The sequence below is a fragment of the Pseudomonas sp. AO-1 genome (assembly GCF_019775695.1).
GTDB classification, from domain to species: domain Bacteria; phylum Pseudomonadota; class Gammaproteobacteria; order Pseudomonadales; family Pseudomonadaceae; genus Aquipseudomonas; species Aquipseudomonas parakoreensis.
Window position 1 is genome coordinate 4,615,541 of sequence record NZ_CP079947.1, and the last position, 25,522, is coordinate 4,641,062.

General features: G+C 59.7%; 30 protein-coding genes and 1 pseudogene. 27 read left to right on the top strand and 4 right to left on the bottom strand.

The window, feature by feature from the left end; genetic code table 11:
* The first annotated feature begins 4 nt into the window (after positions 1 to 4).
* From KVQ82_RS20890 to KVQ82_RS20930, 10 genes are all read left to right on the top strand, one after another.
* The gene (locus tag KVQ82_RS20890) at positions 5 to 283 is read left to right on the top strand and encodes a hypothetical protein (RefSeq protein WP_095667284.1); all 279 of its coding nucleotides are present in this window, start codon (positions 5 to 7) and stop codon (positions 281 to 283) included.
* Positions 280 to 663, top strand: coding sequence for a hypothetical protein (locus KVQ82_RS20895; RefSeq protein ID WP_222015587.1), 384 nt, complete (start codon positions 280 to 282; stop codon positions 661 to 663). Before KVQ82_RS20890 ends, KVQ82_RS20895 begins: the two co-directional genes overlap by 4 nt.
* Entirely contained in the window at positions 660 to 902 is a 243-nt protein-coding gene (locus KVQ82_RS20900; RefSeq protein ID WP_073473050.1) for a pyocin activator PrtN family protein, read from the top strand. The genes KVQ82_RS20895 and KVQ82_RS20900 overlap by 4 nt, the downstream gene beginning before the upstream one ends.
* A gap of 60 nt (positions 903 to 962) precedes the next feature.
* Entirely contained in the window at positions 963 to 1,313 is a 351-nt protein-coding gene (locus KVQ82_RS20905; protein WP_222015589.1) for a hypothetical protein, read from the top strand.
* A gap of 41 nt (positions 1,314 to 1,354) precedes the next feature.
* Positions 1,355 to 2,167 (top strand): DUF2303 family protein, encoded by an 813-nt coding sequence (locus KVQ82_RS20910; protein WP_222015591.1) that lies wholly within the window; start codon positions 1,355 to 1,357, stop codon positions 2,165 to 2,167.
* A gap of 76 nt (positions 2,168 to 2,243) precedes the next feature.
* A complete protein-coding gene (locus tag KVQ82_RS20915; RefSeq protein WP_222015593.1) occupies positions 2,244 to 2,663 on the top strand; it encodes a hypothetical protein in 420 nt (139 codons plus the stop codon).
* Positions 2,660 to 3,280 carry a hypothetical protein gene (locus KVQ82_RS31655; protein WP_260687693.1) on the top strand — a complete coding sequence of 207 codons (621 nt, stop codon included), beginning with the start codon at positions 2,660 to 2,662 and terminating at the stop codon, positions 3,278 to 3,280. The genes KVQ82_RS20915 and KVQ82_RS31655 overlap by 4 nt, the downstream gene beginning before the upstream one ends.
* The gene (locus KVQ82_RS20920) at positions 3,181 to 4,329 is read left to right on the top strand and encodes a site-specific integrase (RefSeq protein ID WP_260688125.1); all 1,149 of its coding nucleotides are present in this window, start codon (positions 3,181 to 3,183) and stop codon (positions 4,327 to 4,329) included. The genes KVQ82_RS31655 and KVQ82_RS20920 overlap by 100 nt, the downstream gene beginning before the upstream one ends.
* Before the next feature lie 22 nt (positions 4,330 to 4,351).
* On the top strand, positions 4,352 to 4,897 hold the full coding sequence (gene folE / locus KVQ82_RS20925) for a GTP cyclohydrolase I FolE (protein ID WP_019826593.1): 546 nt from the start codon (positions 4,352 to 4,354) through the stop codon (positions 4,895 to 4,897).
* Between the two features lie 102 nt (positions 4,898 to 4,999).
* Entirely contained in the window at positions 5,000 to 5,371 is a 372-nt protein-coding gene (locus KVQ82_RS20930) for a glutathione S-transferase N-terminal domain-containing protein (protein WP_108184371.1), read from the top strand.
* A gap of 165 nt (positions 5,372 to 5,536) precedes the next feature.
* On the opposite strand, the gene KVQ82_RS20935 is transcribed toward KVQ82_RS20930, so the two are convergent.
* Positions 5,537 to 6,703 (bottom strand): PLP-dependent aminotransferase family protein, encoded by a 1,167-nt coding sequence (locus KVQ82_RS20935; RefSeq protein WP_222015597.1) that lies wholly within the window; start codon positions 6,701 to 6,703, stop codon positions 5,537 to 5,539.
* A gap of 82 nt (positions 6,704 to 6,785) precedes the next feature.
* Between KVQ82_RS20935 and KVQ82_RS20940 the strand changes: the two genes are divergently transcribed.
* From KVQ82_RS20940 to KVQ82_RS20950, 3 genes are all read left to right on the top strand, one after another.
* Positions 6,786 to 7,232: a MarR family winged helix-turn-helix transcriptional regulator gene (locus KVQ82_RS20940; protein WP_222015599.1), complete on the top strand. Its 447-nt coding sequence runs from the start codon at positions 6,786 to 6,788 to the stop codon at positions 7,230 to 7,232.
* A 298-nt stretch (positions 7,233 to 7,530) separates the two neighbouring features.
* Entirely contained in the window at positions 7,531 to 8,880 is a 1,350-nt protein-coding gene (locus KVQ82_RS20945; RefSeq protein WP_041068843.1) for an NCS2 family permease, read from the top strand.
* Between the two features lie 88 nt (positions 8,881 to 8,968).
* A complete protein-coding gene (locus KVQ82_RS20950) occupies positions 8,969 to 9,595 on the top strand; it encodes a LysE family translocator (protein ID WP_003223174.1) in 627 nt (208 codons plus the stop codon).
* Between the two features lie 183 nt (positions 9,596 to 9,778).
* Here the strand turns inward: KVQ82_RS20950 and uraH are convergent, their stop codons facing one another.
* Positions 9,779 to 10,132, bottom strand: coding sequence for a hydroxyisourate hydrolase (gene uraH, locus KVQ82_RS20955; protein ID WP_007913983.1), 354 nt, complete (start codon positions 10,130 to 10,132; stop codon positions 9,779 to 9,781).
* A gap of 421 nt (positions 10,133 to 10,553) precedes the next feature.
* On the opposite strand from uraH, the gene puuE reads away from it, so the two are divergent.
* The 9 genes and pseudogenes from puuE to KVQ82_RS20995 all read left to right on the top strand — a co-directional run bounded on the left by puuE (position 10,554) and on the right by KVQ82_RS20995 (position 18,745).
* Positions 10,554 to 11,480, top strand: a complete 927-nt coding sequence (gene puuE / locus KVQ82_RS20960) for an allantoinase PuuE (protein ID WP_039769896.1) — start codon at positions 10,554 to 10,556, stop codon at positions 11,478 to 11,480.
* Positions 11,477 to 11,992: a 2-oxo-4-hydroxy-4-carboxy-5-ureidoimidazoline decarboxylase gene (gene uraD, locus KVQ82_RS20965; RefSeq protein ID WP_041068835.1), complete on the top strand. Its 516-nt coding sequence runs from the start codon at positions 11,477 to 11,479 to the stop codon at positions 11,990 to 11,992. Before puuE ends, uraD begins: the two co-directional genes overlap by 4 nt.
* Positions 11,993 to 12,079: 87 nt before the next feature.
* Complete coding sequence (alc, locus tag KVQ82_RS20970) at positions 12,080 to 13,075, top strand: allantoicase (RefSeq protein WP_222015609.1); 996 nt, start codon at positions 12,080 to 12,082, stop codon at positions 13,073 to 13,075.
* A gap of 150 nt (positions 13,076 to 13,225) precedes the next feature.
* On the top strand, positions 13,226 to 13,729 hold the full coding sequence (locus KVQ82_RS20975; protein WP_041068829.1) for an ureidoglycolate lyase: 504 nt from the start codon (positions 13,226 to 13,228) through the stop codon (positions 13,727 to 13,729).
* A 51-nt stretch (positions 13,730 to 13,780) separates the two neighbouring features.
* Positions 13,781 to 15,097, top strand: coding sequence for a urate hydroxylase PuuD (locus tag KVQ82_RS20980; protein WP_222015611.1), 1,317 nt, complete (start codon positions 13,781 to 13,783; stop codon positions 15,095 to 15,097).
* Between the two features lie 191 nt (positions 15,098 to 15,288).
* Positions 15,289 to 16,641, top strand: coding sequence for a nucleobase:cation symporter-2 family protein (locus KVQ82_RS20985; protein ID WP_222015613.1), 1,353 nt, complete (start codon positions 15,289 to 15,291; stop codon positions 16,639 to 16,641).
* Positions 16,626 to 16,751, top strand: a pseudogene (locus tag KVQ82_RS31660) (metal ABC transporter ATP-binding protein); the annotation flags it as partial. The gene KVQ82_RS20985 and the pseudogene KVQ82_RS31660, both read left to right, overlap by 16 nt.
* 49 nt (positions 16,752 to 16,800) lie before the next feature.
* A complete protein-coding gene (locus KVQ82_RS20990) occupies positions 16,801 to 17,586 on the top strand; it encodes an outer membrane protein OmpK (protein ID WP_222015615.1) in 786 nt (261 codons plus the stop codon).
* Between the two features lie 373 nt (positions 17,587 to 17,959).
* The gene (locus tag KVQ82_RS20995; protein WP_041068818.1) at positions 17,960 to 18,745 is read left to right on the top strand and encodes an outer membrane protein OmpK; all 786 of its coding nucleotides are present in this window, start codon (positions 17,960 to 17,962) and stop codon (positions 18,743 to 18,745) included.
* A gap of 89 nt (positions 18,746 to 18,834) precedes the next feature.
* Here KVQ82_RS20995 and KVQ82_RS21000 read toward each other — a convergent pair whose 3' ends face one another.
* Both KVQ82_RS21000 and KVQ82_RS21005 read right to left on the bottom strand, forming a co-directional pair.
* Positions 18,835 to 19,992, bottom strand: a complete 1,158-nt coding sequence (locus KVQ82_RS21000; RefSeq protein WP_222015616.1) for a patatin-like phospholipase family protein — start codon at positions 19,990 to 19,992, stop codon at positions 18,835 to 18,837.
* A gap of 35 nt (positions 19,993 to 20,027) precedes the next feature.
* Positions 20,028 to 20,963, bottom strand: coding sequence for a lipid A biosynthesis lauroyl acyltransferase (locus KVQ82_RS21005; RefSeq protein ID WP_096797021.1), 936 nt, complete (start codon positions 20,961 to 20,963; stop codon positions 20,028 to 20,030).
* A gap of 117 nt (positions 20,964 to 21,080) precedes the next feature.
* Here KVQ82_RS21005 and minC point away from each other — a divergent pair, with 117 nt between their 5' ends.
* The 5 genes from minC (at position 21,081) to KVQ82_RS21030 (ending at position 25,356) form a co-directional block, all read left to right on the top strand.
* Positions 21,081 to 21,818 (top strand): septum site-determining protein MinC, encoded by a 738-nt coding sequence (gene minC, locus KVQ82_RS21010; RefSeq protein ID WP_027613349.1) that lies wholly within the window; start codon positions 21,081 to 21,083, stop codon positions 21,816 to 21,818.
* A gap of 199 nt (positions 21,819 to 22,017) precedes the next feature.
* Complete coding sequence (gene minD, locus KVQ82_RS21015) at positions 22,018 to 22,830, top strand: septum site-determining protein MinD (RefSeq protein ID WP_007960626.1); 813 nt, start codon at positions 22,018 to 22,020, stop codon at positions 22,828 to 22,830.
* Complete coding sequence (gene minE / locus KVQ82_RS21020; protein ID WP_003223146.1) at positions 22,830 to 23,084, top strand: cell division topological specificity factor MinE; 255 nt, start codon at positions 22,830 to 22,832, stop codon at positions 23,082 to 23,084. The genes minD and minE overlap by 1 nt, the downstream gene beginning before the upstream one ends.
* Before the next feature lie 168 nt (positions 23,085 to 23,252).
* Complete coding sequence (locus tag KVQ82_RS21025) at positions 23,253 to 23,888, top strand: RluA family pseudouridine synthase (RefSeq protein ID WP_222015618.1); 636 nt, start codon at positions 23,253 to 23,255, stop codon at positions 23,886 to 23,888.
* 178 nt (positions 23,889 to 24,066) lie between these two features.
* Positions 24,067 to 25,356: a M18 family aminopeptidase gene (locus KVQ82_RS21030; protein ID WP_047292939.1), complete on the top strand. Its 1,290-nt coding sequence runs from the start codon at positions 24,067 to 24,069 to the stop codon at positions 25,354 to 25,356.
* The last annotated feature ends 166 nt before the right edge of the window (positions 25,357 to 25,522 follow it).

Sequence of the window (25,522 nt, forward strand, 5' to 3'; positions counted from 1 at the left end):
CGTTATGACAAACCGCACCCTGGACGAATCCGCCGCATTGCTCGGACTCAAGCCCCGCGCCTTCCGCACCAGGTTGCGCGAGCTGGGCATTCTCAACAGCAGTGGCGATCTAGCCAGCCAGCACCGTGATCGCGGCTATCTGTATTCGGATCCGCGCAGCACCGTGATTCCGTCCCTCAACAAGTGCCGTCATTACTCCGTGGTGATGGTGAAGGAAGAAGGGATCGAATGGCTGGCCAAGAAGCTAGGAATCATCATTACCAAAAAGGACGCCGCTGCATGAAAACCAACAACCTCAATGCCTACACGCAAGCCCTCGGCGCCCTGAAGCTGATCCCGATCTACTTGAACTGCCCGGGGGTAGTCAGCCGCGCAACGCTCGTTGGCGCCTCGACGGAAGCCATCCAACTACTGGAAAGCATGCCAGTACTAAGCACCGAGCTAGCCGAGGTATTTCGCTGCGTCAACAACGTGATCCTTGACGGGCAAGTCGCCTACGTTACGCCGACCAATTCGCCTGAGTTTCCATTCGGCGCCGTGGTGGCTGACGCCATGGGCAACATCTGCGCGGCTGCCATGGGCAAAAGTAAAGAAGGCCTCGCCGAGCTGATTCGCCTCAAGTTGCTGCCCCCATCGGAGGGGTACGGGGAGAACGCAGCGTGAGCAACACACTAGAGCAATTGCGACGTCAGTTCGCTACTCCATGCCCGACCTTGGCAGCAGTTCGGGAACAGTACTTCGCACACATTCGCACCGACCGCTACTTACTGGCCGAGATCAAGGCAGGTCGTATCGCGCTGGTCGTAAAGCGCTTGCACGGGTCGGCTCGCGCACAACGAGTGGTGTACCTGCACGACCTGGCCGAGTTCCTCGACGCCCAAGCGGCAAAGCAAGCGGCTTGATTTCAACGGTCGCCTCTGCCGTCCAGAGGCAAACAAATCGCACATCAATAGGCACAGCACATGAAACCTACGGATACGGCCGAATTCATCGGCGAACTCAACGCAGGCGTCTTCGCCAATCAGATCGGTCACGCACTTTCTGAAGTGGCATCGGGAGTTGTTGATAACGGCAAGGTCGGCTCGGTCACTCTGACCTTCACCTTGAAGCAGATCGCCAACAGTCATCAAGTCACCGTCAATCACAAGCTCGCCTACAAGGTGCCGACCAAACGCGGCAACCGTACCGAGGACACCACCCTCGACACCCCGATGCACGTCAATGAGGGCGGGCGCCTGACTTTGTTCGCCGAAGCCCCCCGCGCCGGTCAGCTATTCAACCGCGACGACGCGCCAATTCACGCGAAGTCCTAAACCGTTCGATTCCACCCCTCTCACCAAAGGAAGTCGATTCAATGGAAGCCAAAGCAATTCAGTTGATTCAGGACACCGCTGTATTGGCCTATGCCAAGCCACTGGATACTTTTACCCCAGCGCTAGTATTGCCGTCTGACCAGAAAATCCACAGCATTGAGAAATTTCAAGCTGCTCGTAGTCGGTTCCGCGGCGCGCTCACCACTCACTCACTGCTGGACTTCGGCAACTACGTGATGACGCAAAGTGCCGAGGTTGTCGCGTCTGGCTTTGTGGACGCCGAGGCAATGTCGTGCACAGTCATATTCAACCTAGGCGACACCAAGTCACCAGGGCACGGCGACTTTACCGCCACTCTGAACTTGAGAAAAACTGCTGCCTTCCGGGCGCTGGAGCGTGCAGCTTCCATTCAGTTCGCGCAGAAAGACCTCAGCGACTGGATCGAGGATTGGGCATCGAATCTCCAAGCTCTCGCAGCCGATGACAGTCCCATCGATTTGCGTAAAGCCGCGAGTGCCATTCGCTCCATCAGCATCGAGCAAGCACGCAAGAGCGAGCACGTCGTCGGTGACCTGAGCGCATCTCGCTCCGCGATGGACCAGATTGAAGCTAAATCCTCGGAGGGTTTGCCTGCTGAATTCCTGTTCACCGTCGAGCCATATGAAGGGCTAAAAGTCCAGATAATCCGCCTGCGTGTAGCCGTTCTCACCGGCAGCGATAAGCCCCTGCTGCGCCTGCGCTGGATTGGAGAAGAACAGCTTCGCGAAGACTTGGCACAAGAATTCAAGGAAGTCGTGCAGCACGAAGTCGGTGGCGGCGCGCAATTGACTATTGGCAATTTCAACTTGGGCTAACCACGTCAATCCAATCACCCTCCGCCGGCCTCTCACCAAGTATCCCGGCGGAAGGGTCTACTGAGGTACACAGCACATGACCGCAATTCAGATCTGCGCACTCATAGCCCTGATCACCCTAGCCGGGTTACTTGTCTGGGCCGGCTACTTCATGGGCCACAACGACGGTATGTCCGCCGGTATGAAAGAAAGCGACGACATTCAGCGCGCCAAAAGCGCCAAGACCATTCGCGAGTTAAGGGCCTCGCTCGACTTCATCAAGGCCGACCACGCTCACTTGGCGCAATTCAGCAAACGTCTCCAGCAAGCGCTAGCACTCGGCGAGCCCGAACGCCAAACGCTGCTCGACATCGCAGACAAGCTCCGGATCGCCGCCGAGACATTCGCCGCCTTCCGCACGGGCAAAAAACTCGAACGCGAAACCAGAGTCCTGCGCGACCAAGCGCTGGCCATGGCAGACCTTCTGCGGGTTGCAAATAAGGGAGAGGCCGCATGAACGGCACACTCTCCTACTTCGGACCCACTCATTATCGGATCTCAGAGCAAGGCGGCGAGAAATCTTACGTGCGAGCACGATTATCGACCGCGTTGCTCTGCGACAGCACGCTCGTCGACACTCAAGACATAAAAAGTCTCTGCTGCGCACCTCAAGCCGCTACCGAGGCACTTCCCTCCCAAGAAAAGCTGCACCGGGCAGCGACAAACAGTGCAACGCTGACCGCTCAGCAACGCCCGGTCGCGCAGCTTGCTGAGGGGTATACGCCCGCTGATGACGATGCAGACTCATCGCTCCCAACCTATCACCTGGACAAGATCCCAGAAGACAAGATGGCCGAGTTGGTCGGCACCACCCGCCGAGCGCTCCAAGGCAAGCGCGCCCGAGGCGTCATTCCCAAAGGTGTCTGGAACACCATCGATAGCCGCATTTATTACAGTCTGAGGAGATACGAAGCATGGCTCGAGAGCCAATGGGATTGCCCACCGGAGTTGAATTTGCTGGGCAGTCCGTCCGCATTCGCTTCACCTGGAACGGGCAACGCCGTTGCGAAACCCTCCCCTATCCCCAAACGCCGAAGGGGATTAAGGCTGCCGCCGACCTACGCGCTAACGTAACCAGCCTCATCAAGCATGGCGTATTGGATGATCAGCGCTACGCCGAACTGTTCCCCAACTCCACCTATGCCAACTACTCGGCGACTCCCCGTTTCGGGGAGTACGCCCAGGAGTGGCTCAACAGTCGCGAGATCGTGGCCGGGACACGCAAGAACTACCTTGGCTCGCTCAATTTGTACTGGATGCCGTATCTGGCAATGCTTCCCATCGACAGCATCACGTCAGTGATGCTGCGCAAGGTGGTGGCCAATACCGAATGGCCGACACCGGGCGTGAAGCGTGCGGCGATCCAGCGTCTGACCACGGTGTTCGGTACCGCGGTAAAAGACGGTCTGATCAACCGTAACCCCGTGGATTCCATTGAGCTGCCGGTGAAGGCCAAGAAACCCATCGATCCCTTCACCGTGGATGAGGCCAACCAGATTATCGATCACCTATATAAGACGCTGACCCATTCGATGCGGATCTACGCTGCGTACTTCGAGTTCGCGTTTTACACCGGCATGCGCCCCAGCGAAATCGCGGCACTGCGCTGGGAAGAGGTCGACAAGGAAAAGCGACTGGTCAACGTGTGTCGGATCGTCGCGGATTACAAGATCGAGGAGCGCACAAAAACCCGGAACGTACGCCAGGTCATGCTCAATAGCCGAGCGCTGCACGCCCTAGAGCAGGCCGAGCTGGAGGCGCAACAACGCGCTTTGCAGAGCCGCCGCAAACGCGCCGAATCGCCCTACGTGTTCCCGCCGACGAAGAACTTCGAGTTCATTCAACAATCGAGTGTGACCGACAAACACTTCCAGGCTGCACTGACCGAATTGGGGATTCGCGCCCGCCGGCAATACAACTGCCGACACACATACGCTACCATGTGCCTCATGGCGGGTATGAACCCTGCGTTTATTGCCACTCAGCTCGGTCATAGCGTTCAGATGTTGCTATCGACTTACGCCCGATGGATCAATTCCAGCACTGACTGGGGTGAACTCGGTAAGCTCGAAAACAGCTTGATTGGTACAAAATTGGTACAGACAGAAACAGTACCCCTCTGAAACCCTTATGGAATCAGCCCCTGTGACACTGGAACAGAACTACACCGCGATTCTCGGCCAACTGGGCGAGGACGTCTCCCGCGAGGGCCTGCTCGACACGCCAAAGCGTGCCGCCAAAGCCATGCAGTACCTCTGCCGCGGTTATGAACAGACGCTCGAAGAGGTCACCAACGGTGCCCTGTTCAGCTCCGACAACAGCGAAATGGTGCTGGTCAAGGACATCGAGCTGTACTCGTTGTGCGAACACCACCTGCTGCCGTTCATCGGCAAGGCGCACGTCGCGTACATTCCGAGCGGCAAAGTGCTGGGCCTGTCGAAGGTCGCGCGGATCGTCGACATGTACGCCCGCCGCCTGCAGATCCAGGAAAACCTCAGCCGCCAGATCGCCGATGCAGTGATGCAAGTCACCGGTGCGCTGGGCGTGGCCGTGGTGATCGAGGCCAAGCACATGTGCATGATGATGCGCGGTGTCGAGAAACAGAATTCGTCGATGATCACTTCGGTGATGCTCGGTGAGTTCCGCGAAAACGCGGCGACTCGCAGCGAGTTCCTCAGCCTGATCAAGTAATCGGCTGCAGAAAAAACCGGCGTTGATCGCCGGTTTTTTTTCGTCCGTGAAAAATCGGGTAAGCTGCGCGCCCTTCTCTCTTTGCACCGTGAGGCTTTCAACGTGTTCGTAAAAGCGCTTCGTGTCGGCCTTGGCCAACTGATCATCTTCATCGACTTCATCACTCGCCCGGGCAAGAAGCAGCGCCCGGCCGAAGTACAGGCGCAAGTCAACGCCGCCGCCAAAGGCCTGACCCTGTATCAGTTCCACGCCTGCCCGTTCTGCGTGAAAACCCGCCGCACCCTGCGTCGCCTGAATGTGCCGGTCGCACTGAAGGACGCGAAGAACAACGAACAGGATCGCCAGACCCTGCTGAATCAGGGCGGCAAAATCAAGGTGCCGTGCCTGCGCATTGAAGAGAATGGGCAGACGACCTGGATGTATGAGTCCAAGGTGATTATTGATTATCTGGATAAGCGGTTTGCGGCGGTCTGATATTGATGTTGTGTTGCTTATGGCCCCATCGCTGGCAAGCCAGCTCCCACAGTGACCTGAGGCGTTCACAAAACCTGTGGGAGCTGGCTTGCCAGCGATGAGGGCCGCAAGAACAACACATTACTCAGACAAAAATAAACCGGCCCTCGAGCCGGTTTATTTTTTTCAGGCTGCTTTGTCTAGTTGCGCCTGCCTCACCACCGCCGCCAACCGCTTCAACCCTTCATCCAGTCGCGCCGGGTCGATGTGGCTGAAATTCAAACGCAGGTGCCCGAGGTTTTTATCCGGCTCGGGAAAGAACGGCTCGCCCGGCATGAACGCCACGTCATTGGCCAGCGCCTCGTTGAGCAGCGTTCGCGTATCCAGCGGTTGCTTCAGCGTCAGCCAGAAAAACAGCCCGCCCTGCGGGGCGTTCCAGTCCGCCAGATCAGAGAAATGCGTTTCCAGCGCCGCTTGAAACGCATCGCGGCGCTGCCGGTAGAAGCCGCGCAACTCACCCAGGTGCTGCTGATATTTTTCACTGCCGATCCATTGCAATGCCTGCCACTGGCCGATGCGGTTGGTGTGCAGATCCGCCGATTGCTTGAGTTTGAGCAGGTGCGGAAACAGGTCCGGGCTGGCGATCAGGTAGCCGACGCGCAAACCCGGGAGCAAGGTTTTCGACACGGTGCCGGTGTAGATCCAGCTGGCTTTCTTCAAACGCCCGGCAATCGGTTTGGCGCTGCCGCCATCGAACGTCAGTTCGCGGTACGGCTCGTCTTCGATCAGGGTCACGCCGAATTCATCCAGCAATGCGGCGACCGCAGCGCGCTTGGCTTCGCTGTAACGCACGGCGGATGGATTCTGAAATGTCGGGATCAGGTAGATGAATGCCGGGCGGTGTTGCTCAAGACGACTGCGTAGCTGCGCCAGGTTCGGGCCGTCGGACTCTTGTGGCACGGTCAGGCACTCGGCGCCGAACAGCTGGAAGATCTGCAACGCGGCCAGGTAGGTCGGGGCTTCCAGAAGAATTTCGGTGCCCTTGTCGATGTACAACTTGGCTGCCAGATCGAGGGTCTGTTGGGAACCGCTGACCACTAGCACCTGACTCGCGGTGCACGCCAGACCCAGCGCTCGCGCCTGCGTCGCCAGCGCTTCACGCAGCGCCGGCTCGCCTTCGCTCATGCCGTATTGGCCGAGGGACAGCGGCATGTCGGCCCATTCGACTTTCGGCAGCATGGCTTCGGCGGGCAGGCCACCGGCAAACGACATCACCTCCGGACGCTGGGCGGCGGCGAGGATTTCACGGATCAGAGAACTTTTAAGGCGCGAAACACGTTCGGAAAAAGCCATGGGAGTCACCGGTAGCGAGGGCTGGAGAAAATGAGTCAAACTGGTTGACTGAAACTACGACAGCTTGAGCGAGTACGTCAACATGCTTGACCTTAAAAACCCCGCCAGCCAGCAGCAGGCGATGGAAGCGTTTTTCTTCGGCTATCAGGCGTTCACCGCCAAGGCCGACGAAATGCTCGAACGTCGCGGCCTGTCCCGGGTGCATCAGCGCATTGTGTTTTTCATCGCGCGTTATCCGAATTTGAGCGTGAAGGAGTTGCTGGGATTGCTCGGCGTGAGCAAGCAGGCGCTGAACATGCCGTTGCGCCAGCTGCAGGAAATGCACTTGGTGGACAGCGTGGCGTCGGAGGCGGACAAGCGTAAGCGCCTGCTGGAGCTGACCGTAGAGGGTGCGAAGTTCGAGCAGGCGTTGCGCCGTGAGCAGGTGAAGTTGCTCGAGCGGGTGTTTGCCGAGGCTGGAGAGGCGGCGGTGAATGGGTGGTTAGCGGTGAACATTGCGCTTGGGAGCACTCAGTCACATCTCGATTGACTGATCCGGCCTGATCGCTGGCAAGCCAGCTCCCACAATGATCGGTGGTGTACACAAAACCTGTGGGAGCTGGCTTGCCAGCGATGGGGCCTCTGAGGGCGATATATCCCTATCGCCTGACCTTTCGTAAACAAAACCAAAAACAATATTTGCTTTATTTGTACACAAAAGCATAATCCACTGCGTGCGAGTTCCTGACCGCATGGTCAACAAATTCGCGTATGCCTCAAAGGGCTGCTGCCACCCCTCATGGGTCCGGCCCTGGAAATAACAATAAAACTCTTGAGGAGTACTCGCTGTGGAAAGCCGCAAATCCGAAGCATCGACGCTGGAACTCTCGCCGCCCTTACGCACAGGCGTGCTGGAGCGCATCTTCAAACTCAGCTTGCATGGCACCACGGTGAAGACCGAGCTGATTGCCGGTCTGACAACCTTCATCACCATGGCTTACATCATCTTCGTCAACCCGAACATCATGGCCGATGCCGGGATCGATCACGGTGCAGCCTTCGTCGCCACCTGCATCGCCGCCGCACTCGGCTGCCTGCTGATGGGCCTGTACGCCAACTGGCCGGTGGGCCTGGCGCCGGGCATGGGCCTCAACGCTTTCTTCACTTACACCGTGGTCGGCACCATGGGCTACAACTGGGAAACCGCGCTCGGTGCGGTGTTCGTTTCCGGTGTGCTGTTCATGATCCTGACCTTCTCGCGGATTCGCGAATGGCTGCTCAACAGCATCCCGGTCAGCCTGCGCTTTGCGATGGGCGCCGGTGTCGGTCTGTTCCTCGGGCTGATCGGTCTGAAAACCGCCGGTATCGTCGTCGACAGCCCGGCCACCCTGATCAAACTCGGCTCCCTGCGTGAACCCGGCCCGCTGCTGGCGGCGATCTGCTTCCTGATGATCGCGATCCTCAGTTACCACAAGGTGTTCGGCGCGATCCTCATCAGCATTATCACCGTGACCCTCGCTGGTTGGGGCCTGGGCATCGTGCACTACTCCGGCATCATGTCGACCCCGCCGAGCCTGGCGCCGACCTTCATGGCGATGAACGTCGCGGGCGTGTTCAACGTCAGCATGATCAGCGTGGTCCTGGCTTTCCTTTTCGTACACATGTTCGACACCGCCGGCACGCTGATGGGCGTCGCCCAACGCGCCAATCTGGTCAACGCTGACGGCCGTATCGAAAACCTCTCCCGCGCGATGAAAGCCGACAGTGCCTCCAGTGTTTTCGGCGCGGTGGTCGGTGTTCCTCCTGTTACCAGCTATGTGGAAAGTGCCGCTGGCGTAGCGGCTGGTGGTCGGACTGGTCTTACCGCAGTCACCGTGGGTGTGCTATTTATAGCCGCGATGTTTTTCGCACCGCTGGCCGGGATGATTCCGGCCTATGCCACCGCCGGTGCACTGATTTATGTCGCGATGCTGATGATGGGCGGCATGGCGCACATCGAATGGGATGAAGCCACTGACGCCATCCCGGCGATCGTCACCGCGATCATGATGCCGCTGACCTTCTCGGTCGCCGACGGCATTGCGCTGGGCTTCATCACCTACGTGGCGTTGAAAGCCGGTACCGGCAAGTACAAGGAAATTTCCGTCAGCCTGTGGGTGCTCTGCGCGATCTTCATCGCCAAGTTCATCTTCTTGTAAGCGTCACGCGGTTCAAGCGTCAAACCAGCCTCACCCTCGCGGGTGGGGCTTTGCACATTCTTGAGTACAACAAAAAAGGAGCAAAGTGATGAGTCTGGAAACCTGGCTGCTGTTCAGTGGCGCTGCATTGGTGGTGATCCTGATTCCGGGGCCGCTGTCTTTGCTGATGATCAGCAACAGTCTGAATTACGGCTTGCGCCGCTCTTATCCGGCGTTTCTCGGCGGCGTGATCGCCTCGATCTGCCTGCTCAGTGCGTCGGCGCTGGGGTTGGGCGCCCTGTTGCTGGCGTCAGAACAGTTGTTCAGCGCCCTGAAAATCGTCGGTGCGCTGTACCTGTTCTACCTCGCCTGGCAGAGCTGGCAGCAATCGCGTCAGCCAGCGGTGGGCGCCGAAGTGCCGCAGGCCGCACCGGTGCCACGTTTTCGCACCCTGTTTGGTCGGGCGTTTGTGTTGGGCGCGAGCAATCCAAAGGACATTCTGTTTTTCGCCGCGTTTCTGCCGCAGTTCCTCAGCGCGCAACAACCGTTCCTGCCGCAACTGCTGATCATGATCGCGACCTGGGTGGTGCTCGACCTGTGCTGCAAACTGGCTTACGGGCTGGGTGCGCATGGTGCGGCGCGCTATCTGCGTAGCGGCAAGGGGCAGAGCTGGTTCAACCGGGTGAGTGCCGGGTTGTTCAGTGGTGCGGGCGCTGCGTCGCTGTTGAGCCGTTAAAGAGCAAAAGATCGCAGCCTGCGGCAGCTCCTACAGGGGATTGCATTCCAAACTGTAGGAGCTGCCGCAGGCTGCGATCTTTTGACTTTAAGGCAGACGAAAAAAAGCCCGCAGTGTGAGCGGGCGAAAGACCAAAGAAGCTATATGCGCAGTCGCTTCCCGGTGGGGGCAGCTGCTTGGGGGTCAGCTGCCCCGGTAGGTGGAATAGCTGTAAGGCGAGATCAGCAGTGGCACGTGGTAGTGATCCTGCTCGGCGGAGATGCCAAAACGCAGCACCACCACGTCCAGAAACGCCGGTTCCGGCAGTTGCACACCACGGGCGCGGTAGTAATCGCCGGCGTGGAACTGCACTTGATAAACCCCGGTGCGGTAGTCATCGCCTTGCAGCAGCGGCGCATCGACCCGACCATCGCTGTTGGTAACGGCACTGGCGACCAATTCCAGGTGCGAACCTTCAACGCGGTACAGCTCGACCTTGATCGAGCTGCCCGGGCAACCGTGTGCAGCGTCCAAAACGTGTGTTGTCAAACGTCCCATTGATTCTGCGCGCCTGGCCGCAAAGAGCAGTCAGACTTCGCGCCTCCCGAAGTCAGGTAAAAAGGAGACCGCACCGATTCGGAGCACGAAAAGCTGCGGCGAGCGACTGATTAAGACACTTTTCAAAAAAATTGTACACAATAAAAACGACATTTTTCGCACCACCCCCGCCATTCGGGTGTTTCACCTTGATCTGCTCCTCAGGCGCCTGAGTATTGAACCTCACAGCCATTAGCTGACTGATCAGGCAGGTTTCTTGCAGGCTTACGCCATTAGCAGCAAAAGATGACAGTCGGTGAAAAATGCGAAAATTCAGGCTTACAAATTGCGAATAAAGTTGTATACAATCAGCCCATCGCTGTGACGCCAGCCTGCGCAGGCCGTTACACAAACCTGTCAACGAATAAGAAGGAAGACTGCAGTGAGCGCTGACTACCCACGCGACCTGATCGGTTACGGCAGTAACCCTCCTCACCCACACTGGCCGGGCAACGCGCGCATCGCGCTGTCCTTCGTACTCAACTACGAAGAAGGCGGCGAGCGCAACATCCTGCACGGCGACAAAGAATCCGAAGCCTTCCTCTCGGAAATGGTTGCTGCCCAGCCGCTGCAAGGCGCGCGCAATATGAGCATGGAATCGCTTTACGAGTATGGCAGCCGCGCCGGCGTATGGCGGATTCTGAAACTGTTCAAGGAATTCGACATTCCGCTGACCATCTTCGCCGTCGCCATGGCTGCCCAGCGCCACCCGGATGTGATCCGCGCGATGGTCGAAGCCGGCCACGAGATCTGCAGCCACGGCTACCGCTGGATCGACTACCAGTACATGGATGAGGCGCAGGAACGCGAGCACATGCTCGAAGCGATCCGCATCCTCACCGAACTCACCGGCGAACGCCCACTGGGCTGGTACACCGGCCGCACCGGCCCGAACACCCGGCGCCTGGTGATGGAAGAAGGCGGTTTCCTTTACGACTGCGACACCTACGACGACGACCTGCCCTACTGGGAACCGAACAACCCGACCGGCAAGCCGCACCTGGTGATCCCGTACACCCTCGACACCAATGACATGCGCTTCACCCAGGTGCAGGGTTTCAACAAGGGCGACGACTTCTTCGAATACCTCAAAGACGCGTTCGACGTGCTCTACGCCGAGGGCGCCGAAGCGCCGAAGATGCTTTCGATCGGTCTGCACTGCCGCCTGATCGGCCGTCCGGCGCGTCTGGCGTCGCTCAAGCGCTTCATCGAATACGCCAAAAGTCATGAACAGGTGTGGTTCAGCCGTCGCGTCGACATCGCGCGTCACTGGCACGAAACCCATCCGTACCAAGGGGCCGCTAAATGAGCCGCTTTCAAACCCTGCAACCGTCGACCCTGAGCCGCGACGCTTTCGTCAAAGCCTTCGCCGACATCTACGAACATTCGCCATGGGTGGCCGAGAAGGCTTACGACCTGGGCGTGGACGCTTCGATCGACGAGATCGAAACCCTGCACCAGCGCATGAGCGACATCTTGTTGAGCGCCGATCACGCCAGTCAACTGGCACTGATCAATGCTCACCCGGACCTGGCCGGCAAAGCCGCCGTCCAGGGCCAACTGACCGAAGCCAGCACCCATGAACAGGCTGGCGCCGGTATTCACCAATGCACGGCCGAAGAGTTCCAGCGCTTCACCGAGCTGAACGACGCCTACAAGGCCAAGTTCAAGTTTCCCTTCATCATGGCGGTAAAAGGCAGCAACCGGCATCAGATCCTCGCGGCGTTCGAAACGCGCATTCACAACTCGGTCGACACCGAATTCAAATGCGCGCTGGCGGAGATCAACAAGATCGCCCTGTTCCGTTTACTGACTCTTTAGCAAGCCTGGCCCGAGCATGTCAGACGCGGAGAATGCCCAGGGCCTTGCAAGCATCCCCAGCCAACTTATTAAAGGCAGACAAGAAGAATGAAAGCTTACGCCGTACCTTTCGAGAAGTTCGTCAACCTGGCCGATGCCCGCCTGGGCACCAAAATCATCTCGGTCACCGATGACTGGTTCGCAGACGCCAATCGTCTGTTTCAGCCGACCCCGGCCGTGTGGAAGGAGGGTGTGTTCGACGACAACGGCAAGTGGATGGACGGCTGGGAATCGCGTCGCAAGCGCTTCGAAGGCTACGACAGCGCGGTGATCCGCCTGGGCGTTCCGGGTTCGATCAAAGGCGTGGACATCGACACTTCATTCTTCACCGGCAACTTCCCGCCATCGGCCTCGCTGGAAGCATGCTTCCTGGCCTCGGGCGAACCGGACGAAAACACCCAGTGGACTGAAGTCCTGTCGGCCGTCGAGCTGCAGGGCAACAGCCACCACTACCACGAAATCAGCAACGACAAAGCGTTCAGTCACCTGCGCTTCAACATCTACCCGGACGGCGGCGTCGCCCGTCTGCGCGTGTACGGCATTCCGTTCCGCGACTGGTCCGCGGTGGGCGACAACGAGCAAGTCGACCTGGCAGCAGCCCTCAACGGCGGCCGCGCCCTCGCCTGCTCCGACGAACACTTCGGCCGCATGAGCAACATCCTCAACCCGGGCCGTGGCATCAACATGGGCGACGGCTGGGAAACCGCACGTCGTCGCACGCCGGGCAATGACTGGGTGATCGTCGCGCTGGGCCATCCGGGCGAGATCGAAAAAATCATCGTCGACACCCTGCACTTCAAGGGCAACTACCCGGACACCTGCTCGATCCAGGGCGCGTTCGTCAAAGGCGGCACCGACAGCCAGATCGAAACCCAGTCGCTGTTCTGGCGCGAACTGCTGCCGAGCCAGAAACTGGAAATGCACGCCGAACACACCTTCGTCGAGCAGGTCAAGGCACTGGGCCCGATCACCCACATCCGCCTGAACGTGTTCCCGGATGGTGGTGTGAGCCGCCTGCGCGTGCTCGGCAAGGTCGCGAAGTAATGCTGAGCCTGTAGGAGCTGCCGCAGGCTGCGATCTCTTGATCTTGATCTTAAAAGCAAAATCAAAAGATCGCAGGCTTCGCCAGCTCCTACAGGGATCGCGCAAGACGCACTTAAAAGTTGAACAACACAGAATTCGGAAAAGAACAGCATGCGCACACTACAGATTGAACCGCTGACCAAAGAAGCCTTCGCCCCCTTCGGTGACGTGATCGAAACCGACGGCAGCGACCACTTCATGATCAACAACGGTTCGACCATGCGCTTCCACAAACTGGCGACGGTCGAAACCGCTACGCCTGAGGACAACGCGATCATCAGCATCTTCCGCGCCGACGCGCAGGACATGCCGTTGACCGTGAGCATGCTGGAACGCCATCCGCTGGGCAGCCAGGCTTTCATTCCGCTGCTCGGCAACCCCTTTCTGATCGTGGTCGCGCCACTTGGCGATGTACCTGTATCAGGCTTGGTCCGCGCCTTCGTCACCAACGGCAGGCAGGGCATCAATTACCATCGCGGCGTCTGGCACCACCCGGTGCTGACGATCGAAAAGCGGGATGACTTCCTGGTGGTTGATCGCAGTGGCACAGGCAACAACTGCGATGAGCATTTTTTCAAAGAGGATGAGCGGTTGATCCTCGCCCCCCACCAATAAGAGAAGGTCTGATCACTCGACAACAAGAGTGACAGGCGAGAGGTAAAGACTGTGGAAGCACATCTGTTGGAATGGCTGAACCTGAGCGTGCGCTGGGTTCACATGATCACTGGCGTGGCCTGGATCGGCGCGTCGTTCTACTTCGTCTGGCTGGAGAACAACCTCAACCGCGTCAACCCGAAAACCGGTCTGGCCGGTGATCTGTGGGCAATCCACGGCGGCGGTATCTATCACCTGGAAAAATACAAACTGGCCCCACCGTCGATGCCGGAGAACCTGCACTGGTTCAAATGGGAAGCCTACTTCACCTGGATGTCGGGGATCGCGCTGCTGTGCGTGGTGTTCTACTCCAACCCCGTGCTCTACCTCGTGGCACCCGGCAGCGGCCTGACCGGCCCTGAAGGCGTGGCCATCGGCATCGGTTCGCTGATCGCCGGCTGGTTCATCTACGACTTCCTCTGCGATTCGGCCCTTGGCAAGAAACCCGCCCTGCTCGGCTTCATCCTGTTCGTGCTGATCATCGGCGCGGCGTATGGCTTCAGCAAAGTGTTCAGCGGTCGTGGTGCGTACCTGCACGTCGGCGCGATCATCGGCACCATCATGGTCGGCAACGTGTTCCGCATCATCATGCCGGCACAGCGTGCACTGGTGGCGGCCATTGCCGAAAACCGCACGCCGGACCCGGCGCTGCCAGCCAAAGGCCTGCTGCGTTCGCGTCACAACAACTACTTCACCCTGCCGGTGCTGTTCATCATGATCAGCAACCACTTCCCGAGCACTTATGGCAGCCAGTACAACTGGTTGATCCTGGCCGGGATCGCGGTGTTGGCGGTGTTGGTGCGTCACTACTTCAACACCCGTCACGACAGCCACAAGTTTGCCTGGACCCTGCCCGTGGCAGCGGTGGGCATGATCACCCTGGCGTACGTCACCGGCCCGGCGCCGATGCCGACCGCGCCGGACGTGGCCAAGGCACCCGCGAAAATCGAGTACCAACCGCTGCCGGAAACGGCCCTGGGTGGTGGCGCGAAACCGGCTGAAGCGGCGGCGCCTGCAGCGCCAGCAGCAGCCCCGGCTGCGGCACCGGCGCAAGCGTCCAGCGCAGGTCCGGCCTTCGACAAGGTGCACAACGTGATCCAGGAACGCTGCGCGGTTTGCCACTCGGCCAAACCGACCAGCCCGTTGTTCAGCGCGGCACCGGCCGGTGTGATGTTCGACACCCCCGAGCAGATCCGTCAGAACGCGGCGCGGATCCAGGCGCAAGCCATCACCACGCAGATCATGCCACTGGGCAACATCACGCAGATGACCCAGCAGGAACGTGACCTGATCGGTGCATGGATCGCCCAGGGAGCCCAGACCAACTAAGCAACACAAATTGTGGCGAGGGAGCTTGCTCCCGCTGGGTCGCGAAGCGGCCCCTCTCTTTGCCTGAAGAGCAGGGACTGCTACGCAGTCCAGCGGGAGCAAGCTCCCTCGCCACAGACCTGATGCAAAGAAACAGCTGTGAGCAACCCGACAGCTGTTAATCACAAGAATAAAAAGATCCGAGGTGTTGCATGTCCGAGCTGTCCAAAGCGCGCATCCCCGACGCACCCGCCATTCAGCGTTTGCCCCTTTTGCAACTGATCCTGGTCGGTTTGCAACATGTTCTGCTGATGTACGGCGGTGCCATCGCGGTGCCGTTGATCATCGGACAGGCCGCTGGCCTGAGTCGTGAAGAAATCGCCTTCCTGATCAACGCCGACCTGCTGGTCGCCGGTATCGCCACCATCGTCCAGTCGCTCGGGATCGGCCCGATGGGCATCCGCATGCCAGTAATGATGGGCGCCAGTTTCGCGGCCGTCGGCAGCATGGTCGCCATGGCCGGCATGCCCGGTATCGGTCTGCAAGGGATCTTCGGTGCGACCATCGCCGCCGGACTCTTCGGCATGCTGATCGCTCCGTTCATGTCCAAGGTCGTGCGCTTCTTCCCGCCGTTGGTGACTGGCACGGTCATCACTTCGATCGGTCTGTCGCTGTTCCCCGTGGCCGTGAACTGGGCCGGTGGCGGGGCCGCTGCGGCGCAGTTCGGCTCACCGATTTATCTGGCCATCGCCGCGCTGGTGCTGGCGACCATTTTGTTGATCCACCGCTTCATGCGCGGCTTCTGGGTCAATATTTCCGTGCTGATCGGCATGTGCCTGGGCTACGTGCTCTGCGGCGCCATCGGCATGGTCGACCTGAGCGGCATGGCCAACGCGCCATGGGTTCAGTTCGTCACCCCGCTGCACTTCGGCATGCCGAAATTCGAACTGGCGCCGATCCTGTCGATGTGTCTGGTGGTGGTGATCATTTTCGTCGAGTCCACCGGGATGTTCCTCGCGCTGGGCAAAATCACCGGTCAGGAAGTCTGCCCACGGATGCTGCGGCGCGGCCTGCTGTGCGATGCCGGCGCCTCGTTCGTTGCCGGTTTCTTCAACACCTTCACCCACTCCTCGTTTGCGCAGAACATCGGCCTGGTGCAGATGACCGGCGTGCGTTGCCGTTCGGTGACCATCGTTGCCGGTGGCCTGCTGATCGTGCTGAGCCTGCTGCCGAAAGCGGCGTTCCTCGTCGCATCGATTCCACCGGCAGTGCTGGGTGGAGCGGCGATTGCGATGTTCGGCATGGTCGCTGCCACCGGGATCAAGATTCTCCAGGAAGCCGACATCGGTGACCGTCGCAACCAGTTGCTGGTGGCAGTGAGCATCGGCATGGGCCTGATCCCGGTGGTGCGTCCGGAGTTCTTCGCGCATCTGCCGCTGTGGATGAGCCCGATCACCCACAGCGGTATCGCCATGGCCACGCTCAGCGCACTGACGCTGAACCTGCTGTTCAACATCCTCGGCGGCGCCGAACGCGCCGCGATCAACGACTGCCACGCGCATTAACAGCATTACCGATTATCCCTGTGGGAGCGAGCTTGCTCGCGAAGAGGCCATGTCAGTCAACATCACTGTTGAATGACACACCGCTTTCGCGAGCAGGCTCGCTTCCACAGGGGACGTGCAACACCCTGCCTCAACAATAAAAACAAGAGGGAGCAACCGATGATTCGCACGCAAACCAGCGTTCTGTTGAGTGGCGGCCTGCTGGCCGCGAGTCAGGCCATGGCCGGCGATTTACTGCTGTGGCAGACCAACAGCCTGAGTTACCTGTACGGCAAGAACTTCGCGATCAACCCGTCGATCCAGCAGACGGTGACGTTCGAGCACGCCGACAAGTGGAAGTACGGCGACAACTTCCTGTTCGTCGACAAGATCTTCTACAACGGCCAGGAAGACCGCAACAAAGGCCCGCACACCTTCTACGGCGAATTCACTCCGCGCTTCTCGTTCGGCAAGATCTTCGACCGGAAAATCGAGTTCGGGCCGATCAAGGACGTGCTGCTGGCGATGACCTACGAGTACGGCGAAGGCGACAGCGAAGCCTACCTGATCGGCCCCGGCTTCGACCTGAAAGTGCCCGGTTTCAACTACGTGACCCTGAACATTTTCCGCCGCCAGACCGAAGGCCCGCGCCCTGGCGACGGCGTGTGGCAGATCACTCCGGGCTGGTCGTACAGCGTGCCGCTGGGCAACTCCGACCTGCTGATCGATGGCTATCTGGACTGGGTGGTCGATAACGATCAGAACTCGCGCGGCACTTACCACGCCAACCTGCACATCAATCCGCAGATCAAATACGACCTCGGCAAAGCCTTGGGCTGGAGCCAGAAGCAGCTGTACGTCGGCACCGAATACAGCTACTGGAAGAACAAATATGGCGTCGAAAGCAGTCACAACCTCGACACCAACCAGAACACCGCCAGCCTGCTGGTGAAGGTGCACTTCTGAGATGGCCCGCAACCGTGCCCCATACCTGTCGTCGGTGCTCTGTTGCGGGGCACTTGAGAGCTGGCCGAGGAGTCAGTATTCTCCGCGGCCTCTTGAATTCGGTCTAAAAAAAAGCCCGGATTTAATTCCTGACCGACAAGCCAACTTATCCCGGCCCCGGTCAGTACCGAGGCATCCCGAAAACACGCGCAATCGACTGTTTTTCAGCAGCCGAACGGGCGTTTTTTTGCTTTTCGAAAGCGTTGGCCCAGCTCTTGCTATCACCAGCGAAGCTGACCGATCGGATGACTTTTGCAGCAACGAAAAAAGGCGCCACACCAGAGCGCCGATCTTAAAAAAATAAACGTGGAACACCTACTTTGGGAGCAACCGAATGAAACGTATGTGCACCAGCCTGATGCTCGCGGGATCGATGCTGGCCGGCGGCCAAGCCATGGCCGACGGCCTGCTGCAATGGCAGAACAACAGCCTGACCTATCTCTACGGCAAAGACTTCAAGGTCAACCCGGCGATCCAGCAGACCGTCACCTTCGAGCACGCCGATGCCTGGAAGTACGGGGATAACTTCCTGTTCATCGACAAGATCTTCTACAACGGCAAGCCAGACGGCGGCGTCGGCAACAACACCTATTACGGTGAGTTCCAGCCGCGCATCTCGCTGGGCAAAGTCCTCGACCAGAAGCTCGAATTCGGTCCGATCAAAGACGTGCTGCTGGCGATGACTTACGAGTTCGGTGAAGGCGACGTCGAGTCGTACCTGATCGGTCCTGGCTTCGACCTGGCGATCCCGGGTTTCGACTACTTCCAGCTGAACTTCTACCAGCGCCACACCGACGGCTCGCGTCCGGGTGATAACGTCTGGCAGATCACGCCGGTCTGGTCCTACACCATCCCGGTCGGCAGCTCGAACGTGCTGATCGACGGTTACATGGACTGGGTGGTCGACAACGACGTCAACAGCAAAGGCGAATACCACGCCAACCTGCACTTCAACCCGCAGGTCAAATACGACCTGGGCAAGGCGCTGCATTTCGGCGAGAAGCAGCTGTACGTCGGTGTTGAATACGACTACTGGAAAGACAAGTACGGGATCGACGACACCCGTGGCTTCACCACCAATCAGAACGTGACCAGCTTCCTGGTGAAGTTCCACTTCTGATAAAGATCAAAAGATCGCAGCCTGCGGCAGCTCCTACATTGGAATGCGCTATCCCTGTAGGAGCTGGCGAAGCCTGCGATCTTTTGCCTTTAAAAAGTTAACCCGAGAAACCGGCACAACTCCTCACGCTTGGCCAACGCATCGCGCCGTCCCAAATCGATCAGCTCGCTGCAATACCCCGCCTCGAACAGCAGATAACTCAGCACCCCTGCCCCACTCGTTTTCGTCGCCCCCGGGCCGCGCAAGAACAAACGCAACGCCGCCGGTAACTCCTGGCGATGCCGCGCGGCGATCTCGTCGATCGGCTGACTCGGCGCAATCACCAGCACGTCCACTGGCGCCACGCCCAACTCACGAGTCGGCACGCCATCGGGCATCAGTCGACTGAACTGATTCAGACGCTGGAGCAACTCGATGTCGCTTTCCAGACTGTCAATGAACGTGCTGTTGAGCATGTGCCCGCCGATCTGCGCCAGCGTCGGCTGCTGCCCGGTGTAGGCGCGCTCCAGCGGCTGCTGCGGATCAAAACCGCGCGGGTTGCCGCTCACACCCACCACCAGCACCCGACTCGCACCCAGGTGCAGCGCCGGGCTGATCGGTGCCGATTGGCGCACTGCGCCGTCGCCGAAATATTCCTCACCGATTTTCACCGGGGCAAACAGCAACGGGATCGCCGAACTGGCCAGCAAATGGTCCACCGACAATTGCGCCGGCACGCCGATCCGTCGATGGCGCAACCACGCATCGATCTTGCCGCCGCCCTGATAGAAGGTCACCGCCTGCCCCGACTCGTAGCCGAACGCGGTCACCGCCACCGCATGCAATTGCTTGCGGGCGATGGATTCGGCGATGCCGGGCATGTGTAGCTTTTCGTTCAGCAGGTCGCGCAGCGGCGAACTGTTGAGCAGCGCCACCGGCAGGTGTCGACCCATACCCAGCAGGCTGTGACTGACAAAGCGGCTGGCCTGACGGATCACCCCGGGCCAGTCGCTGCGCAGCACCCGATGGCTGCGAAAACCTTGCCAGAACAGAGTGAGGCGTTCGATGGCCGCGCGAAAATCGGTGGCGCCGCTGGCCAGGCTGACCGCATTGATCGCCCCGGCCGAAGTGCCGACGATCACCGGAAACGGATTGTCCGCGCCCAGCGGCAGCAATTCGGCAATCGCCGCCAGCACCCCCACCTGATACGCCGCCCGAGCCCCGCCGCCGGAAAGAATCAAACCTGTGACCGGTTCAGCTGGGCTCATCGCAACGCTCCGTGGTGCTTGAAAGGGTGAGTGAATCAGCCGCGCCGTTTCGGGTAAAGCTTCGGCTCGCCCGGTGGACGGCTCTTGAAGCGGCGGTGCGCCCACAAGTATTGCTCAGGGCAGGCGCGCAAGGCGCTTTCCACCCACTGGTTGATGCGGATGCAGTCGGCCTCTTCGGTTTCACCCGGAAAGTCTTCCAGCGGCGGATGAATCACCAGCTTGTAACCGCTGCCGTCGGCCAGACGCTCCTGAGTGAACGGCACCACCAGCGCTTTACCCAAGCGGGCGAATTTGGTGGTCGCGGTCACGGTCGCTGCCTGAATGCCGAACAGCGGCACAAAGATACTCTGCTTGGCGCCATAGTCCTGATCCGGCGCGTACCAGATCGCCCGGCCCGAACGTAGCAGCTTGAGCATGCCGCGCACGTCGTCACGCTCCACCGCCAGCGAATCGAGGTTGTGCCGCTCGCGGCCGCGACGCTGGACGAAGTCGAACAACGGGTTCTTGTGCTCGCGGTACATGCCATCGATGGTGTGTTGCTGGCCGAGCAGCGCCGCGCCGATTTCCAGGGTGGTGAAGTGCGCCGCCATGAGGATCACGCCCTTGCCTTCGCGCTGGGCTTTTTGCAGATGCTCCAGGCCTTCGACGTGGGCCAGTTTGGCCAGACGCTCACGGGACCACCACCAGCTCATCGCCATTTCAAAAAAAGCGATGCCGGTGGAGGCGAAGTTTTCCTTGAGCAAGCGTTTACGCTCGGCGGCGGATTTTTCCGGGAAGCACAGCTCGAGATTGCGCTTGGCGATGCGCCGCCGGTCGCCGGCCACGCGATACATCAATGCGCCCAAAACACGACCGATCGTCAGTAAAACCGCATATGGCAACTGCACGACCAGCCACAACAGCCCCAGACCGCACCAGAGCGGCCAGAAGCGGGGAGAAAGAAAGGCTCTTCGAAAACGCGGGCGATCCATTAAAGCTTCCGTAAATTCAGTGGCCGCGCATTCTACATCGTTCGACCCGGCTTGCGGCTCGCGGGCGTTCTCGTTATAAGTCTCGGCACTTTTAGTGACAAGCCGTTGTATGCCGATATGAGCCAAAACGAATCGCCAGACCGAGATCCCGTGTTCCAGTTGAAGGGCAGCATGCTGGCCATTACGGTGCTGGAACTGTCCCGCAACGACCTCGACAGCCTTGATCGGCAACTGGCCGCCAAAGTCGCCCAGGCACCGAATTTCTTCAGCAATGCACCGTTGGTCCTGGCGCTGGACAAACTGCCACCCGGCGAAGGCGCGGTCGATCTGCCCGGGCTGATGCGCGTGTGCCGCCAACATGGCCTGCGCACCCTGGCAATCCGCGCCAGCCGTATCGAAGACATCGCTGCCGCCATCGCCATCGACATCCCGGTGCTGCCGCCGTCCGGCGCCCGTGAACGACCGCTGGAAGCCCCGGAACCGGAAGTCAAAAAGAAGCCGGAAAAGCCGCCGGAGCCAACGGTCAAACCGACCCGCGTCATCACCACGCCAGTACGTGGTGGCCAACAGATATATGCCCAGGGTGGCGATCTGGTGGTGGTGTCCTCGGTCAGTCCGGGGGCGGAACTTCTGGCCGATGGCAACATCCATGTATACGGCCCGATGCGCGGTCGCGCACTGGCCGGCGTCAAAGGCGACACCAAGGCGCGGATTTTCTGTCAGCAATTGAGCGCTGAACTGATCTCCATCGCCGGGCATTACAAGGTTTCCGAAGATTTGCGCCGCGATCCACTGTGGGGCTCCGGCGTCCAGGTCAGCCTGTCGGCCGACGTGTTGAACATCATTCGGCTTTAACGGATACTGCCGCATTTTCCAAGCATCTCTAAAACGTAGCGAAAACGGCTCAAACGAAGTAGGAAAAAGGAACAAGCAGCGTTTGCCCCCGGCAATTGCGACTTGCGCCGAATTCCAGCCAAGGCTGTCCGACTGCAGTAGTTTTCAAGAGATGTTTTTCAGGGGCTAAACAGTCCTTCTTCCTTAGGGGTGAAACACCTTGGCCAAGATTCTCGTGGTTACATCCGGCAAGGGTGGTGTGGGTAAGACCACCACCAGCGCCGCTATCGGTACCGGCCTCGCTCTGCGCGGCCATAAAACAGTGATCGTCGACTTCGACGTGGGCCTGCGTAACCTCGACCTGATCATGGGTTGCGAGCGTCGCGTGGTGTACGACTTCGTCAACGTGGTCAACGGCGAAGCCAACCTGCAGCAGGCCCTGATCAAAGACAAGCGCCTGGAAAACCTCTACGTGCTGGCCGCCAGCCAGACCCGCGACAAAGACGCGCTGACCCAGGAAGGCGTGGAAAAAGTCCTGATGCAGTTGAAGGAAGACTTCGACTTCGTGGTCTGCGACTCCCCGGCGGGCATCGAGAAAGGCGCACACCTGGCGATGTACTTCGCCGACGAAGCGATCATCGTGACCAACCCGGAAGTGTCCTCGGTACGTGACTCCGACCGCATGCTCGGCCTGCTGGCCAGCAAATCGCGTCGTGCCGAACTCGGCGAAGAGCCGATCAAGGAACACCTCCTGCTGACCCGTTACAACCCGCAGCGCGTCAGCGATGGCGAAATGCTGGGCGTTGAAGACGTGAAGGAAATCCTGGCCGTGACCCTGCTGGGCGTCATCCCTGAGTCGCAGGCGGTCCTGAAGGCTTCCAACTCGGGTGTCCCGGTGATTCTCGACGACCAGAGCGATGCCGGTCAGGCCTACAGCGATGCCGTTGATCGTCTGCTGGGCAAAGAAAAAGAACATCGTTTCCTCGATGTTACGAAGAAGGGATTCTTCGAGCGCCTGTTTGGAGGTAGGTAATGAACCTTTTTGACTTCTTTCGTGCCAACAAAAAGCCAAGTACCGCCTCGGTAGCGAAAGAGCGTCTACAGATCATCGTGGCGCATGAGCGCGGCCAGCGCAGCACGCCGGATTACCTGCCAGCCTTGCAGAAGGAACTGGTCGATGTGATCCGCAAGTACGTCAACATCGGCAACGACGACGTACATGTTGCACTGGAAAGCCAGGGCAGTTGCTCGATTCTGGAACTCAACATCACCCTGCCTGATCGCTGAGTCGATCCGGCAGTCGCTACGGCGGCTCGGGCTGCTGATGCTCGTGTAGGAGCTGCCGAAGGCTGCGATCTTTTGATCTTCAACGTCAAAAGATCGCAGCCTTCGGCAGCTCCTACAGGGTTATCAGCAGTCTGAGCCGCCGTTGGCATTTGTTACGAGGCTGTTTTAATGCCGCTGTCCAACATCCGCATCATCCATCAGGACGCCGCTGTCCTTGTGGTCGACAAGCCGACCTTGCTGCTCTCGGTGCCCGGTCGCGCCGACGACAACAAGGACTGCCTGATCACCCGTCTGCAGGAAAAGGGCTACCCGGAGGCGCGTATCGTCCATCGCCTGGACTGGGAAACCTCCGGCATCATTCTGCTGGCCCGTGACGCCGACACCCACCGCGAACTGTCGCGACAGTTTCACGACCGCGAAACCGAAAAGGCCTACACCGCGCTGGCCTGGGGTCAGCCGGAACTGGACAGCGGCAGCATCGATTTGCCGTTGCGCTACGACCCACCGACCAAACCGCGCCACGTGGTCGACCACGAATTCGGCAAACACGCACTGACCTACTGGCGCGTACTGGAACGTTGCGGCGACTGGTGCCGCGTCGAACTGACGCCAATCACCGGGCGCTCGCACCAGTTGCGCGTGCACATGCTGTCCATCGGGCACCCGTTGCTGGGCGACGGGCTCTACGCCCACGAACAGGCCCTCGCCGCCTGGCCGCGCCTGTGCCTGCACGCCAGCATGCTCAGCTTCACCCATCCGCAAACCGGCGAGCGTCTGCGCTTCGAGTGCCCTGCGCCGTTCTGACAAGCACCGCCGAACCCTTGTGGGAGCGAGCCTGCTCGCGAAAGCAATTGATCAGTCAGCATCAATGTTGAATGTCATAGCGCTTTCGCGAGCAAGCTCGCTCCCACAGGGATCCGGTTCGGATTCAATTCCTCGGCCGATGCGTTAAACTCGCGCCCATTGCTGTCTGGAGCTTCTTATGCGCGAAGAGTTGAACCAAGGCCTGATCGACTTCCTCAAGGCCTCCCCTACCCCGTTCCACGCCACCGCCAGCCTTGTTCAGCGTCTGGAGGCCGCCGGTTACGTGCGCCTCGACGAGCGCGAGCCATGGACCACCGAGGCCAACGGCCGCTATTACGTCACCCGTAACGACTCCTCAATCGTCGCGATCAAAATGGGCCGCAACTCGCCACTGCACGACGGGATCCGTCTGGTCGGCGCCCACACCGACAGCCCGTGTCTGCGGGTCAAGCCGCAACCGGAACTGCAACGTCAGGGCTTCTGGCAACTGGGCGTTGAAGTGTACGGCGGCGCACTGCTGGCGCCGTGGTTCGACCGCGACCTGTCGCTGGCCGGTCGCGTCACCTTCCGTCGCGACGGCAAGGTCGAAAGTCAGTTGATCGACTTCAAGGCGCCAATCGCGATCATTCCCAACCTGGCGATTCACCTCAACCGTGAAGCCAACCAAGGCTGGGCGATCAACGCACAGACGGAGCTGCCGCCGATCCTCGCGCAGTTCGCCGGTGACGAGCGCGTCGACTTCCGTGCGGTATTGACCGATCAACTGGCTCGCGAACACGGTCTGAACGCCGACGTGGTGCTGGATTACGAGCTGAGTTTCTACGACACCCAGAGCGCGGCGATCATCGGCCTGCATGGCGACTTCATCGCCGGCGCGCGCCTGGACAACTTGCTGTCGTGCTACGCCGGCCTGCAAGCCCTGCTCAGCGCCGACACCGAAGAAACCTGCGTGCTGGTGTGCAACGACCACGAAGAAGTCGGCTCCTGCTCGGCGTGCGGTGCCGATGGCCCGATGCTCGAACAGACCCTGCGCCGCCTGCTGCCGGAAGGCGACGAGTTCGTCCGTACCATTCAGAAATCGCTGCTGGTCTCGGCCGACAACGCCCACGGCGTACACCCCAACTACGCCGAGAAGCACGACGCCAACCACGGCCCGAAACTCAACGCCGGCCCGGTGATCAAGGTCAACAGCAACCAGCGCTACGCCACCAACAGCGAAACCGCCGGATTCTTCCGCCACCTGTGCATGGCCGAAGAAGTGCCGGTACAGAGCTTCGTGGTGCGCAGCGACATGGGTTGCGGTTCGACCATCGGCCCGATCACCGCCAGCCACCTGGGCGTGCGCACCGTCGATATCGGCCTGCCGACCTTCGCCATGCACTCGATCCGCGAACTGTGCGGCAGCCATGACCTGGCGCACCTGGTCAAAGTGCTGAGCGCGTTCTACGCCTCCCGTGAATTGCCGTAATCGCTAAACGATCATCTCTCGGGATGATCACAAATCCCTGTAGGAGCTGCCGCAGGCTGCGATCTTTTGATCTTGTTTTTTGCATTCAAAAGCAAGATCAAAAGATCGCAGCCTGCAGCAGCTCCTACACAGATCAATACAGCTTCAAAGAAACCGACCTAGACTT